The organism is Paractinoplanes aksuensis (genome assembly GCF_024137025.1).
Classification (GTDB): Bacteria; Actinomycetota; Actinomycetes; order Mycobacteriales; family Micromonosporaceae; genus Actinoplanes; species Actinoplanes aksuensis.
The window spans coordinates 158,947-172,730 of record NZ_JAMYJR010000013.1 but is presented as its reverse complement, the minus strand read 5'-3'; the positions used below and the strand labels follow the sequence as shown (position 1 = coordinate 172,730).

Annotated in this window: 14 protein-coding genes; 7 read left to right on the top strand and 7 right to left on the bottom strand. The window is 72.4% G+C overall.

The annotated features are described in order from the left end of the window. Positions 1-65: 65 nt before the first annotated feature. Positions 66-842, top strand: a complete 777-nt coding sequence (locus tag M1L60_RS13645; RefSeq protein WP_253237758.1) for an NPP1 family protein — start codon at positions 66-68, stop codon at positions 840-842. 6 nt (positions 843-848) lie between these two features. On the opposite strand, the gene pdxY is transcribed toward M1L60_RS13645, so the two are convergent. Together pdxY and M1L60_RS13635 are read right to left on the bottom strand one after the other, a co-directional pair. Continuing rightward, positions 849-1,700, bottom strand: a complete 852-nt coding sequence (gene pdxY / locus M1L60_RS13640; RefSeq protein ID WP_253237757.1) for a pyridoxal kinase PdxY — start codon at positions 1,698-1,700, stop codon at positions 849-851. Continuing rightward, positions 1,697-2,317, bottom strand: a complete 621-nt coding sequence (locus M1L60_RS13635) for a phosphate signaling complex PhoU family protein (RefSeq protein WP_253237756.1) — start codon at positions 2,315-2,317, stop codon at positions 1,697-1,699. Before M1L60_RS13635 ends, pdxY begins: the two co-directional genes overlap by 4 nt. Before the next feature lie 175 nt (positions 2,318-2,492). Here M1L60_RS13635 and M1L60_RS13630 point away from each other — a divergent pair, with 175 nt between their 5' ends. Further along, positions 2,493-4,079 carry a peptide chain release factor 3 gene (locus tag M1L60_RS13630; RefSeq protein WP_253237755.1) on the top strand — a complete coding sequence of 529 codons (1,587 nt, stop codon included), beginning with the start codon at positions 2,493-2,495 and terminating at the stop codon, positions 4,077-4,079. 198 nt (positions 4,080-4,277) lie between these two features. Further along, the gene (gene cspE, locus M1L60_RS13625) at positions 4,278-4,481 is read left to right on the top strand and encodes a transcription antiterminator/RNA stability regulator CspE (RefSeq protein WP_253237754.1); all 204 of its coding nucleotides are present in this window, start codon (positions 4,278-4,280) and stop codon (positions 4,479-4,481) included. Positions 4,482-4,533: 52 nt separating this feature from the next. On the opposite strand, the gene M1L60_RS13620 is transcribed toward cspE, so the two are convergent. From M1L60_RS13620 to M1L60_RS13605, 4 genes are read right to left on the bottom strand one after another with little or no spacing between them, the layout of a single operon-like run. Then, on the bottom strand, positions 4,534-5,058 hold the full coding sequence (locus tag M1L60_RS13620; protein ID WP_253237753.1) for a TetR/AcrR family transcriptional regulator: 525 nt from the start codon (positions 5,056-5,058) through the stop codon (positions 4,534-4,536). A 33-nt stretch (positions 5,059-5,091) separates the two neighbouring features. Next, positions 5,092-6,372 carry a glycosyltransferase family 2 protein gene (locus tag M1L60_RS13615; protein ID WP_253237752.1) on the bottom strand — a complete coding sequence of 427 codons (1,281 nt, stop codon included), beginning with the start codon at positions 6,370-6,372 and terminating at the stop codon, positions 5,092-5,094. Further along, entirely contained in the window at positions 6,366-7,346 is a 981-nt protein-coding gene (locus tag M1L60_RS13610) for a glycosyltransferase family protein (RefSeq protein WP_253237751.1), read from the bottom strand. Before M1L60_RS13610 ends, M1L60_RS13615 begins: the two co-directional genes overlap by 7 nt. Further along, positions 7,343-8,251, bottom strand: coding sequence for a WcbI family polysaccharide biosynthesis putative acetyltransferase (locus tag M1L60_RS13605; RefSeq protein WP_253237750.1), 909 nt, complete (start codon positions 8,249-8,251; stop codon positions 7,343-7,345). The genes M1L60_RS13610 and M1L60_RS13605 overlap by 4 nt, the downstream gene beginning before the upstream one ends. A 162-nt stretch (positions 8,252-8,413) precedes the next feature. Here M1L60_RS13605 and M1L60_RS13600 point away from each other — a divergent pair, with 162 nt between their 5' ends. The 4 genes from M1L60_RS13600 to M1L60_RS13585 are packed head-to-tail and all read left to right on the top strand — an operon-like array spanning position 8,414 to position 12,349. Next, entirely contained in the window at positions 8,414-9,496 is a 1,083-nt protein-coding gene (locus M1L60_RS13600; RefSeq protein ID WP_253237749.1) for a glycosyltransferase, read from the top strand. Then, positions 9,493-10,584: a glycosyltransferase gene (locus M1L60_RS13595; protein WP_253237748.1), complete on the top strand. Its 1,092-nt coding sequence runs from the start codon at positions 9,493-9,495 to the stop codon at positions 10,582-10,584. The genes M1L60_RS13600 and M1L60_RS13595 overlap by 4 nt, the downstream gene beginning before the upstream one ends. Then, a complete protein-coding gene (locus tag M1L60_RS13590; RefSeq protein WP_253237747.1) occupies positions 10,575-11,540 on the top strand; it encodes a glycosyltransferase in 966 nt (321 codons plus the stop codon). The genes M1L60_RS13595 and M1L60_RS13590 overlap by 10 nt, the downstream gene beginning before the upstream one ends. Then, positions 11,537-12,349 carry a glycosyltransferase family 2 protein gene (locus M1L60_RS13585; RefSeq protein WP_253237746.1) on the top strand — a complete coding sequence of 271 codons (813 nt, stop codon included), beginning with the start codon at positions 11,537-11,539 and terminating at the stop codon, positions 12,347-12,349. The genes M1L60_RS13590 and M1L60_RS13585 overlap by 4 nt, the downstream gene beginning before the upstream one ends. On the opposite strand, the gene M1L60_RS13580 is transcribed toward M1L60_RS13585, so the two are convergent. After that, on the bottom strand, positions 12,321-13,703 hold the full coding sequence (locus M1L60_RS13580; protein WP_253237745.1) for an RICIN domain-containing protein: 1,383 nt from the start codon (positions 13,701-13,703) through the stop codon (positions 12,321-12,323). The two genes, M1L60_RS13585 and M1L60_RS13580, sit on opposite strands and share 29 nt — an antisense overlap. Positions 13,704-13,784: the final 81 nt, after the last annotated feature.

Genomic DNA, 13,784 nt, shown 5'->3' with positions numbered 1-13,784 from the left:
TCGCTTCGGTGAAGATCCCACCGACACGCCGGCCCCACGGCGTGCCGACCCGAAGGGCGTCGCCGATGCGTCGTAGTCGTTCCCTGGCCCGGATCGGGGCCGCCACCGGCCTCACCGCGGTCATCCTCGCGGTGTGGGCCGCCCCCGCCCTCGCCGATCCCCCGCCCAACCTGCCGCAGAGTGCCGGCGGCTACGAACAGGCCTTCTCCCCCGCGTACGACTACGACGTCGACGGTTGTTACGCGACCCCGGCCATCGGCCCCGACGGCACGCTCAACGGCGGGCTCAAGACCACCGGCGCGGTCAACGGCAGCTGCCGCGACCAGTGGGATCTGGACAACTCACAGACGTACGCCCGGTCGAAGTGCAACAACGGCTGGTGCGCGATCGTCTACGCCAGCTATTTCGAGAAGGACCAGGCCGTGGCCGGCAGCGGCCTCGGCGGCCACCGGCACGACTGGGAACACGTCGTCTCGTGGGTGAACCAGGCGAGCAACCAGGTCGAGTACGTCACCACCACCCAGCACAGCTCGCAGGTGACCTACCCCCGGTCGCAGGTGCGGTTCGACGGCACCCACCCCAAGGCCGTCTATCACAAGGACGGCCCGTCCACCCACTTCTTCCGGCCGGCCAACAGCAACGACGAGCCGCCGGAGAACCACTACCACAACTGGCGCTACCCGCCGCTGGTCGACTGGAACGGCTGGCCCAGCCTCGAGCTGCGCGACAAGCTCATGGCGGCCGACTTCGGGTCAGCCGGCCTCAAGATCCGGGACGGCTCGTTCGAGTACCTGCTGAACGCGGCCAAACCCTCCGGCATCCCTTTCAACCCGTACGGGTAAAAGGGTCTATCGCACCTGCCGGGCGCTGAACTGCATGCGCGGGGTGGCGTAGAACTCCTGAGCCTCCACCAGTTGGAGCTCGCGTTCGCCGGAGCGGTACGTGGTCTCGATCAGGTCGAAGACACTCGAGGCCGTGCGTTCCAGCGCCACCCCCGCGTCCTTGGTCGCGACGTAGTGGGCCGTGAACAGGGCCGCCGTGACGTCGCCGGAGCCGTTCGCCTTGAACGGCAGGTGCGGGGTGGTCACGAGCCAGGCGCCGGCGTCGTCGACGGCCAGCATCTCGATCGTGCCCTCGTCGCGGTCGGGCCGCTCGACGCTGGTCACCAGCACGGTCGACGGGCCCATGGCCCGCGCGAGGTCGGCCGAGGCGAGGGTCGACTCGATGCTCGCCGGTTCGGTGCCGGTCAGGAAGCCCAGCTCGAACTGGTTGGGCGTGATGATGTCGGCCACCGGCACCACGCGGTCGCGCAGCAGCTCGGGGATCTCGGGGGCGACGAAACAGCCCGACTTGGCGTTGCCCATCACCGGGTCGCAGGCGTACACGGCCGCGGGGTTGGCCTCCTTGACCCGGCGCACCGCGTCCACGATCACGTCGCCGATGCCGACCGAGCCCTGGTAGCCCGACAGCACGGCGTCGATCTGGCCGAAGACGCCCCGATCCTGCACCCCGAGCAGGATCTCGGCCACGTCCGGGGGCGGGATCAGCGGACCGCGCCAGGCCCCGTAGCCCGTGTGGTTGGAGAAGTTCACCGTGGGCACCGGGACGACCTCGACCCCGATGCGCTGCAGCGGGAACACGGCCGCGGAGTTGCCGACGTGGCCGTACGCGACCGCCGACTGGATGGACAGAACCTTCATTCCGCAAGCTTAGAGCCGTCGCCGTACAGCCTGAGGACGTGCCGCCCGATGTCGACGGCGTGATCGGCGTAGCGCTCGTAGAACCGGCCCAGCAGGGCGCCGTCGATGGCTGCCTCGACGCCCAGCGGCCACTCCGGGCTGAGCATCACGGTGAACAGCCGGCGGTGCAACTCGTCCATCGCGTCGTCGTCCTTGTCGAGCCGGCCCGCCAGCTCGGTGTCCCGGTCGGCCAGGGCGGCCACGACCTTGCCGGCCAGATCGTCGGCCGCGGCCCCCATCTGCCCCAGGATCCCGGCCAGCTCGGCCGCCGCGGCCGGCACCGGGTGCCGTCGCAGGGTGGCCCGGGCCACGTGCACCGCCAGGTCGCCCATCCGCTCGAGGTGAGCGCCGACCCGCAGCGCGCTCAGCAGCCGGCGGGCGTCGTCGCCGTCCGGGTGCTGCTGGGCGACCAGCTCGTAGACCCGGTCGTCGAGGACACGGGCGAGCACGTCGATCTCGGCGTCCCGCACTGTCACCTGCTGGGCCAGCGTCGGGTCGGACGCGATCAGGGCGGCGCTGGCCTGGCGCATCGCCTCGCGGGCGGCCTGGGCCAGAGTGACCAGCGTGCCATCGATCATGCCGCGCCCCTGTCCCCGTACCAGCCGCCAGGAAGATGCGAGCGTACAGCTACTTTGTGTCGTCATGGTGGGAGCGGTCACGGCCCGGTCGGCTTCGGGGCCGCCTGGCAAGGAGATACCTTTCTCCAGGGCCGTCGCAACGGATCGGCGAGGCTGTGAGGATGGGGAGCGCAACGTGAGTCAGAACGTGCTGGCGTCGGCGACCGGCGTGGCCGGTCAAGCGGGCCGGAGGCGTACGTTCGCGGTGATCTCCCACCCCGACGCCGGCAAGTCGACCATGACCGAGGCCCTGGCCCTGCACGCGCGCGTGATCGGGCAGGCCGGCGCGGTGCACGGCAAGGGCGACCGCCGCGGCGTGGTCTCCGACTGGATGGCCATGGAGCAGCAGCGCGGCATCTCGGTCACCTCGGCCGCGTTGCAGTTCTCCTACCGCGACACCGTGATCAACCTGCTCGACACCCCCGGCCACGCCGACTTCTCCGAGGACACCTACCGGGTGCTGACCGCCGTGGACAGCGCGGTCATGCTGCTCGACGCGGCCAAGGGGCTCGAGCCGCAGACGCTGAAGCTGTTCGAGGTGTGCCGGCAGCGGCAGATCCCGGTGATGACCTTCATCAACAAGTGGGACCGGCCCGGCCACGACGCCCTGGCCCTGATGGACGAGATCGAGCAGCGGATCGGGCTCAAGCCGACCCCGCTGACCTGGCCGGTGGGCATCGCCGGGCACTTCCAGGGCGTCATCGACCGCCGCACCGGCGTGTTCACCCGGATGGAACGCTCCCCCGGCGGCGCCGACCTGGCCATCGAGGAAGAGATGGACAGGGCCGAGGCGGCGCAGCGCTACGGCGCCGACTGGGAGACCGCGACCGAGGAGCTCGACCTGCTCACGATGACCGGGGCCGACCACGACCAGGCGACTTTCCTGGCCGCGACCAGCACGCCCGTGCTGTTCGGGGCGGCGGTGGCCAACCTCGGCGTCCGGCAGCTGCTGAACGTGCTGGTCGAGCTGGCCCCGGCGGCCACCGCCCGGCCCACCGCCACCGGCGCCGACCAGCCCGTCGACGGCGCGTTCTCCGGGTTCGTCTTCAAGATCCAGGCCAACATGAACAAGGCCCACCGCGACCAGGTGGCGTTCATGCGGATCTGCTCGGGCCGGTTCGAACGGGGCATGATCGTCAAGCACGGCACCACCGGCAAGCCGTTCACCACCAAGTACGCGCAGCAGATCTTCGGCCAGGGCCGCGACACGATCGACGAGGCGTTCCCGGGCGACGTGGTCGGCCTGGTCAACGCGACCGCGCTCGGCATCGGCGACACGCTCTACACCGACACCCCGGTGCAGTACCCGCCGCTGCCGTCGTTCCCGCCCGAGCACTTCGCCGTCGTGCGCACCAACGACACGTCGGCCTTCAAGCGCTTCCGCCGTGGCATCGAGCAGCTCGACGGCGAGGGCGTGGTGCAGGTGTTGCGCTCCGAGCAGCGGGGCGACCAGGCGCCCGTGCTGGCCGCGGTCGGGCCCATGCAGTTCGAGGTGGCCACGTACCGCCTCGAGTCCGAGTTCGGGGTGCAGGTGCAACTCGATCACCTGCCGTACGAGGTGGCGGCGCGCACCGACGCGGCCGGGCGCGAGATCCTGCGGACGGAGTCGAACGTCGAGGTCATGACCCGTGTCCGCGACGACGCGCTGCTGGCCCTGTTCCCCCACCGCTGGCGCCTGCGCACGGTGGCCGGACGCCACCCCGATCTGCGGCTCGACTCATGAGGGCCACAGGCGGCGTTCGCTGTGCTAGGGTCCTCGCGTTGCAGTTTTGATTTTCCGTAGACGTTACCGGCGCCTGATGGGGTAATCCGAACCCGCCGGGCGCCTTTCGTTTTGTCGTGTCATTCGGCGCGGGCAATCAAACGCGGCGGCGAGCGAGTCCGCACAGTGCGGACTCACACAGCCTGCAAAGGGGCAGACATGACGACAGGCACCGTGAAGTGGTTCAACGCCGACAAGGGCTTCGGCTTCATCACCCCCGACGACGGCGGCGCCGACGTCTTCGCCCACTTCTCGGCCATCCAGTCCTCGGGTTACCGCAGCCTGGACGAGAATCAGAAGGTGGAATTCGAGATCACCCAGGGCCAGAAGGGCCCGCAGGCGGAGAACATCCGCCCGCTCTGATCTAACGCGTCAAGAACGGCGGTCCGCTTCGGCGGCCCGCCGTTTCGCGTTCTCAGCCCCGGGCCAGACCGTCTAGCACCAGCCCCAGGATGGGTTCGGTGCGGTCCGGCGCGGCCCGCCACAGGGCGCCGGTGAGCTGCAGGAAATCACCCGGCTCGACATCGTCGCGAATGGCGCCGGCCTGCCGCCCGGCGTCGAGCAGCCGGGTGATGGCCGCGATGACCGGCCCGTACGACCGTTCGGTGATGGACTGGTGGGCCGCCGCGCTGAGCGCCCCGCCCAGGCCGTGCTTCTGCCGCATGGCCCCGACCAGCTCGAGCGTCCAGAGCCGCAGCGCCTCGACCGGCGGATGCGCCTCGAGCAGCGCAGTGACCCCGTCGGCCAGCTTGTCGATCTCGTCCTGATAGATGTCGAGGACGAGCGCCTCACGGTTCGGATAGTTCCGATAGAGCGTGCCCGGCCCGACACCGGCCCGCTGCGCGATCTGGTTCATCGAGGTCTCCCCGTCCTCGAGAAACGCCGCCCGCGCCGCGGCCAGGATGCGAGCCCGATTCTCACGAGCATCCGAACGAACCATGCCGGCGATTCTATCGGAGACGTCTCCGGATGGTCAGGACCAGCCGCCCAGGTAACCGGCGAGGCCGGGGTCGGCGGCCAGCGGAGTCAGGGCGGCGTCCGGGTGAACGCGGGTCTCGAAGAGCTCGAAGCCCCAGGTCGTGCGGCGGGAGCGGGCGCGCGCCGAGTCGATGCGGAGTGGGCCGAGCAGCACCGTGCCCAGGGTGCCGACGCCCACTGTGGCCACTGCCTCGCGTAGTTCCTTGGCTACCGGGTCGACGCGGACCGCGGACGGCACGTCGATGACGACGCGGGACGGTGGTGGTTCGGCGTCCGCGGTGAGCACCCGCTGGTCGGCGGCGAACAGGTCCGCGTAGTCGGGCGGCACGCACACCACCGCGGCGGGCAGCACGGCCAGCAGCGAGTCGACACAGACGTACGCCGCCGCGGGTGACGGCGCCGCGGCCAGCCGGACCACGACGTCGGCGCCGGCGCTGCGCACGCCGCGCCCACGCGAGCCCGCGACCGGGATGTGGTCGGTCAGCAGCAGCGTCTCGGCGTCCTTGCGGGCCCGCCGGGCCGGGTCGTCCAGGTCGCGGCCGGCCCAGTCCGGCCCGTCGTGCCAGGCCACCGCGTCGGCCGCGTGGGCCAGCAGCGCCCCGGCCCGCCAAGCCCGATACGCCCACTCCCAGTCCTCGCCGCCGTACGCCCGGAAGCTCTCGTCGAATCCGCCGACCCGCTCGAAGAACCAGTGGGAGCAGGCCAGCGCGGCGCTGATCACGTAGCGGTAGGACCGGTCGTCGGCGTCGAGCAGGTCGCGGGAGAGCCGGTAGCCGTCGCGCAACCACTGCGGTTCGGGCAGTTCGGCCGCTGGTCCGGCTTGCTCGACCGGGGCGTCGACCGGCAGCCCGGCCAGGTCGGCGTGCCGTCGCCGGCCCACGACGACCGCCTCCGGGGCGAGCGCGGGCAGCCGGGCCATGCGGCTCAGATACTCGGGTTCGGGCACCGTGTCGGCGTCGAGGAAGCACAGCACGTCCCCGCTCGCGGCCGACGCGCCCAGGTTGCGGGCCGCCGCCGCGCGGAACCCCTCGTCGGCCTGGCGCAGCAGCCGCACCCCGGCCGGCACCCGTGGAGGCTGAGCCGAGCCGTCGTCGACCACGATCACTTCCGTACGCCCGGCGGGGTGTGTCTGCCGGCCGAGCGCGGCCAGGGTCCGGTCGAGTTCGGCCTGCTGCTCGTAGTGCACGACGATCACCGACACCGCGGGCGGCTGCTCGGGCTCGATCCCGTCCAGCCGGTCCCATTGGTTGCCGGGCACGGAACGGCCGTTCACCATGCGATGTCTCCTGTCCACCAGCGCAGGTACGCCTCGGCGGTGTCGTCGAGGTGGGGCCGGGTGACCGCGTCGGCGGCCAGCCACGTCGAGCCCGGGTCGGCCAACGCGCCGGCCAGCGCCTCCGCGAGCCCGTCGGCCGGGACGAGGTGCACGGTCCCGGGCCGCAGCTCGGCCATCTCGCGGGTGTAGCGCCCGTCGATGACCAGGGGCCGGCGACCGGCGGCGATCCAGGTGGCCAGCGACCCCGAGGCCGAGAAGTGCCGGTGGGCCACCACCGGCACGGTGACCGCCCGGCACCGCGCGATCAGATCCTCGGCCGGCACGAAGCCGGTCACCTCGACCGTGACACCCCGGGCCGCGGCCTGCGCGGTGAACGCCCGCAGGTCGTCCTCGTGCCCGGCCGACGGACCGCCGAGCACGGTCAGCCGCGTCCCCGCGGCCAGGGCGTCGGCCACTTCCGCGTGCCCCTTGCCGGGATAGAAGAAGCCCAGCACAGCGACGTCGGGATGCCGTTTCTGCGGGCGGGGCGCGGGCGGCGCGGGAGTGACGGGCAGCGGAACGACCCCGAGGGCCCGGGGCACGATGCCGGCCTCGGCCAGGTGCGCCGCCTCGTGCCGGCTGTTGACGACCACCCCGCGGGCGGCCGCGGCCACGCGGGCGTAACAGTCGGTGCGACGCGGCCGGTTGCGCGGGCCGTCGGACGCCTGCGGCACGTCGTGGAAGGTGACGGTGAGGGCCGTCCGGGCCGCGATGCGCTCGACGACCGCGGCCGCCTCCTCCGGCGAGCCGGCCCAGAGCCGGTCGGTGAAGTGCAGGTGGGCCCGCTCCGGCGGGTGGTCGCCGAGCAGGGCGGCGGCATCCTCCTCCAGCCGGACGCCGGTGGCCGCTTCCACCGCGGTGGCCAGGTCGCGCGCGGCGATGGTGACGCCGTGGCGCTCGTCCGCGGTCACGGCCAGGGCCGGCAGCGCGTTCATGCCGCACCCAGCAGTCGCAGCGCGTCCGCGTGCCGGTTCAGCCCGGCCTGCACCGCATCGGGATGCCGTTCGTACCAGATCAAATGCTCTTCCCGTACGGCTTCGGTCTCGACGACATTGCCGCCGACCACCCAGTGCGGGCGTTCCTGGTCGTCGATCTCCCAGGCTTCGAGGACGGCCGCCTCGCGGGGCGCGTGGACGGAGTCGAGCAGCGGCCGCCCCGGATCGACGACGTGCTCGGACAGGCCCAGGGCGGCTCGGACGCGCGCGGCCAGCACCGCCCAGACCGGGTTGCCGGGGTGGTTGAGCGTGCGCATCAACGCGAACGACGGCGCCGCGAACAGGTCGGAGACGATCACCGTGCCGTGCGCGACCTCCCGCGAGCGCAGCTGCTCCAGGGAGTGCTCGGCGATGGCCCGTACGGCCGGAACCTGCAACGGCGAAAGCCGGAGCCCGGCCGCCTGGGCGAGAAACCGCAGGTCGTGATAGGCGACGACCGGCGGCACGAGGCTCGGGTCGGAGGGCGGCCGCACGATGGCGTGGGCCGGGTAGAGGCCGGCGAAACGGATCACCGGCACCCGCACGGTCAGAGCGCCGCGGCCGAGTGGTTCCCGCAGCTGGGCCGAGCCGAGCGGCAGGCCGCGGTAGTCGTCGCGGATCGGCTGGGTGATCAGCAGCGTCGTCCGGGCCAGCCAGCGGGCGAGGTGCGGCAGGTCGTCCGCGACGAGTTCGTGGACGGGCGGCAGCCGCACGGTCCGCAGCTCGCCCCCGTCGAGCATGAGTCGCAGCGATTCGGCCTGGCAGTTGCCGATGACCAGGGCCACCGGGCCGTCGCCGGTGGGCTCGTCGAGACCGTAGAAGACCCCGTAGTGCCTGGTCCGGGGGTCGGGTTGCGCTGCTGCCATGCCGTCGCAGTACCCCGTCGGGGCCGTCTCATGGTGTCGGAATCTTCTCAGCGATCTTGGGGTTACTTGCCGCAGGGCAAGGGAATACCCCTGCCGACCCTCTCGACAAGCCCCTGAGTTCGCGTCGGTCGCACCTGCCCGACCGACCTCGAGGACGCCCCGATGACGCTTGTCGCCGCACCCGCCCTGTCCACCTTACGGGTGGCCTCGATCCCGGCCGGCCACCTGTACGTCCGGCACGCGCTGGCCGGGGCCCGGGTCGGCCTGCTGCCCGACCCGCCGCCGCCGGGCGCTCCGGACGGGCGCTGGTGGCCGCCCGTCATGTTCGACGCCGCCTGGGTCACCGCCCACGCGGAACGCTTCGACGTCATGCACGTGCACTTCGGAACGGAGTCGTACGCCACCGGGCACCTGCGCTCGCTCGTCCGGGCGCTGCGGGCCGGCGGCCGCCCGCTCGTCTACACGCTGCACGACCTGGAGAACCCGCAGCTGGTCGACCAGCGGCCGCACCTCGAGCACCTCGACGTCCTCGTCCGGGCGGCCGACGGCCTGGTCACCCTGACCCCGGGGGCGGCGGCCACGATCGAGAGGCGCTGGGGGCGTACGGCCGAAGTGATCCCGCATCCGCACGTGCTCCCGCTCGACGCGTACGCCCCGACCGGCACGCCTTCGGATCCGTACGTGCTCGGCGTGCACCTGCGGGACATCCGCCCCGGCACCGACGCCGTCCGCGCCGTCGCGACGCTGCTCGACGCCGTCGACCGGCTCCGCGCGCACGGCATCCCGGCCACGGCCCGCGTCCACGTCAACGAACGCGTTCGCGACGAGGCCGTCCGCGACCTGGTCACCGCCCTGGTCACCAGGCACCCGGCGGCCGAGCTGCGCCGGACCGAGCGGCTCGACGACGACGCCCTCGCCCGGTCCATCGCCGACCTCGACGTGGCCGTGCTGCCGTACCGCACCGGCACCCACTCCGGCTGGGCCGAGCTGTGCTGGGACCTCGGCGTCCCGGTGGCCGGACCGCCCGTCGGTTTCGTGGGCGAACAGCATCCGGACGACTTCGCGGTCTTCGCGGCCGGCGACAGCGCCGCGCTGGCCGGGGCCGTGCGGCGGTTGCTCTCCGAGTCCCCCCGTCCGGGTTCGACCGCCCGCGCGGCCCGGGTGGCCGACCGGCGCCGGCAGCGCATCACCGGGGCCGCCGCGATCACCGACGCTCACACCGCCCTCTACGAGCGGGTCGCATGAGCACCCGGCCCCGGACGATCGCCGTCATCGCGCCGCTGCGCCACCCGATCCGGGAACCGCACGCGGGCGGCCTCGAGGCCATGGTGTGGGACCGCGTCCGGATGCTGCGCGCCCGCGGTCACCGCGTGCTGCTGTGCGCGGTCGAGGGCTCGCAGTTCCAGGAGGACGCCCCGGCCGAGTTCCGGCTGCCCGCCGTCGTCTGGCCCGACGAGCGCGAGGCCACCGACTCCACGTTCCCGCCCGGGCACCTCGAGCGGGCCCTGCCGGCCCTGGAGTCGGCCCTCGACTTCATCCGGCGCCACGCCGGCTCGATCGACCTGGTCGACAACCACAGCCTGCACCCACAGCCGCTGACCTGGGCCGAACGGCTCGGCGTGCCCATGGTGACCACGCTGCACACCCCGCCGCTGCCCCGGCTGGTGGCGGCGGCCGGCGCGCCCGAGCACCGCGGACGCGTGTTCGCGGTCAGCGCCCACACCGCGGCCGAATGGCGGGAGCACGGCGTCGAGGCCCGGGTGATGCCCAACGCCATCGACGCCACCCGCTGGCGGCTCGGGCCCGGCGGCCGCGACCTCGTCTGGTTCGGACGGATCGTGCCCGAGAAGGGCGTCCACGTCGCGGTGGAGGCGGCCCGGCGCACCGGCCGGACGCTGCGGATCGCGGGCCGCGTGGGTGACGTCCCGTACTTCCAGCAGCACATCCGCCCCTACCTGGGCCACGGCGCCGACTACCTCGGCCCGCTCGGCCGGCCCGAACTCGCCGACCTCGTCGGCGGCAGCGCCTGCGCCCTGGTCACCCCGCTCTGGCCGGAGCCGTTCGGCCTGGTCGTGGCCGAGGCGCTGGCCACCGGCACACCGGTCGCGGCCTTCGACACGGGCGGCATCGGCGAGGTCGCGGGCACCGCGTCCGCGGTCCGGCTCGTGCCGATGGGCGACGCCGAAGCCCTGGCCCGGGCGGCCGAGCACCTGGCCCACACGGGCGACCGGCGGCGGACCCGGGCCGAGGCCGTGTCCCGCTTCTCGCTCGAGCACCGCGCGGCTGAGCTCGAGACCGTCTTCGACCTGGCCGGAGCGGGCGCATGGGTCTGACCGGTTGGTACGTCCACCACCACGGCGCCGGGCACCTGACCCGCTTCCGCGCGGTGCGCCCGCACCTGCCGGGCGAGGTGGTCGTCTTCAGCTCGATGCCGCCGCCGAGAAGCTTGCCGCCGGCGACGACCTGGATGCAGCTCGATCGCGACGACGACGGGGATCCGGCCGGGGCCGACCCGACCGTGGGCGGGCTGCTGCACTGGGCGCCGCTCGGGCACGCCGGGCACGCGCGCCGCCTGGCGACCATCGCGGCGGCGGTCGCGGACCGGCGCTTCGACCGATTCGTGATCGACGTGTCGGTCGAAGTCGCCCTTTTCGTACGATTGCTGGGCGTCCCCACGGTGGTCGTCACCCAGCCCGGCGACCGCAGCGACGATCCGCACCGGCTCGCCTACGCATCCGCGACCCGCGTGCTGGCGCCGTGGCCCGCGGGCGTGCACCGCTCTCATATGGCGGGCAAGATCGTCGAGGTCGGCGGTATCTCGCGCTTCGACGGTCGTACGCGGGAAATCTCTCCTGACCCCGGCACAGTGCTCGTGCTGGGCGGCGGCGTGGCCGAGAGCGACCTGGCCGCAGCCGCCGCCGCCACTCCCGGCACGCACTGGCAGCGGGCCGGCGGCACGGCGTCGACCTGGGTCGACGACCCGTGGGAGGCGCTGCAACGGGCCGAGGTCGTCGTCGCCGCGGCCGGCCAGAACAGCATCGCCGACCTCGCCGCGGCCGGCGCCCGGGCGGTGATCGTCCCGCAGCCCCGCCCGTTCGACGAGCAGGTCGCCACCGGCCGCATCCTCACCGCCCGCCGGCTCGCCGTGGTCGAACCGGCCTGGCCCGGCACCGGCGCCTGGCCCGCGGTGCTCGACCGGGCCCGCTCGCTGCGCCCCGACTGGACCCAGTGGGAGGTCAGCGGGGCCGCCCGCCGGGCCGCCGACACGATCGCACAGGTGGGCCCATGACCGCCGTCATCACGCTCTGCTCCGAGGCCCGGCTCGACCATGTGCGCCGCCAACAGGCATTTCTCCAGAGCGTTCCCGTACGCCGGGTAGTCGTCTGGCTCGATGCCGAGCCCCCGCCACCGTTCTCCGGCGCCGTGGTGCGGCACGTGCCACCCGGCCCGCACGGCATGCGGCTGGCCGCCGGGCGCAACGAGGGCGCCCGCGCGGCCGGGGCCGCCGACCTGCTGGTCTTCCTCGACGCCGACTGCCTCCCGGGGCCCGAGCTGCTCGCGCGCTACCGCTCCGCGGCCGGCGCCCACCCGGACGCCCTGCTGTGCGGCCCAGTCACGTACCTACGTTCCGGTGTGACTCCCTCTCGTGTGGACGCGCTGCCCGCTCTCACCGCGCCGCACCCGGCCCGTCCGGCCCCGCCACCCGGCGAGACCGTCGTGGCCGGGCCGGACGACTACCGGTTGTTCTGGTCGCTCTCGTTCGCCGTGACCGCACCGACCTGGGAAGCGCTGGGCGGCTTCGACGAGGCCTACGAGGGTTACGGCGGCGAGGACACCGACCTGGCCTGGACCGCCCGCAAGGCCGCCGTCCCCCTGGTCTGGGTCGGCGGCGCCCACGCCTACCACCAGTACCACCCGACGTCGTCCCCGCCGTGGCAGCACCTCGACGACATCCTGCGCAACGGCCGCCTGTTCGCGGCCCGCTGGGGCTTCTGGCCGATGCAGGGCTGGCTCGACGCCTTCGCCGAGGCCGGCGCCATCGAACACACCCCGACCGGCTGGCAGCGGGTCAGGAACTCCGGGTCCATGTTTGGTTAGTGGCTGTGCCGCAGGCGTTCTGCCGCAGGTCGGTGCCGTCGGCCGCCACGTCCAGGCACTTGCCGCTGTGCCGAGCTCGCAGCGTGCCGTCGGACGCCAGCTGCCACTGCTGGTTGGCGCCGTTGCCGCACGTGTACTGGATGATGTTGGCACCATCGGCGGTGGAGGCGGACGCGACATCGACGCACTTGCCGCTGTGCTGGGCGATGACCTGGTAGTAGCCGCTGCCGGCGTCGCGGAACTCGAACCGCTGGTTCCCGCCGCCGTTCCACGCGTACTGCTTGACCTCGGCGTTGTCGGCCATCGAGGCGCTGACCACGTCCATCACCTTGCCGCTGCCCCGATTGGTGACGCGGTAATAGGTGGCCGGATTGCCGGTGACCGTGCCCGCCGCGGCGTCGATCGTGATCGTCGGATACCAGGTCAGTGACATCGACGTACTGGTCGGGAAGCTGATCGGGAGCCAGACGTAGCGCGAGTCGTTGACCGGCCCCGACCAGGCCCCGGCCCACCGGTCACCCATGTAGAGGAAACCGTTCTGAAGTGGCAGCACAAAGGCCGGCTGCGAACCGAACGTCGTGGAGTCACCAACATCGGTCCAGCCCGACCACGGCCCGCTGATGCTGGTCGCGGTGGCGTACTTGGCCTGGTTGGGATTCCACCCCGACGTGCCGGAAGTCAGCAGGAAATAGACGCCGTTGCGTTTGAACATCGCGGGCGCCTCCCGGGTGGCGTTGTCCCAGAAATTGCCGACCAGCGACGCCACCTGCAGGAAATCGGCGGTGAGCCGATAGATCTGCAGATCCCGGTTCTCATCGGCCGCCGAGATCATGTACGCGACGCCGCCCTCCTCATAGAGGGTGATGTCCCGCGACATGTATTGGTTGAACGGCCGGAAACTGCCGTGATACGTGTACGCGCCGTCCACCGTGCTCGATGAGGCGACAGCCGCCCGGGCCTCGCCGTAATCGGTGCCGTTCTCTTTGTGCATCCACATGACGAACCGCCCGGTGGACGCGTTGAACACGACCTTGGGCCGCTCGATCTTCGCGCTGCCCAACTCCCCCGCCGACGCCGACGTGAGCACGTTGTTGCGAAACTCCCACGTCCGCAGATCAGCCGACCGATACACCGAGACCGCCCGGAACGTGTCGTCCGCGTTCCGATTCTCCCCGAACCAGTACCAGTACGAGCCGACCTTGAGCACGCCACCACCGTGCGCATGCACCCCGGCCCCCGACGTATCGGTGAACTGCGTCCCGTTCGCAATCGTCACCGGCGCCGCCTGCGCCGGAACCGCCGGCACCAGAGCCACCACCAGAGCCGTCACCACAGCCACCACGGAGAGCCGCATGAGCCACCTCCATCGACAGATGCCAATGTCTGAGGCTATCCGAAGGCGAGGTGTTCGGCATACTCCGTGAGCTCGCGGGTC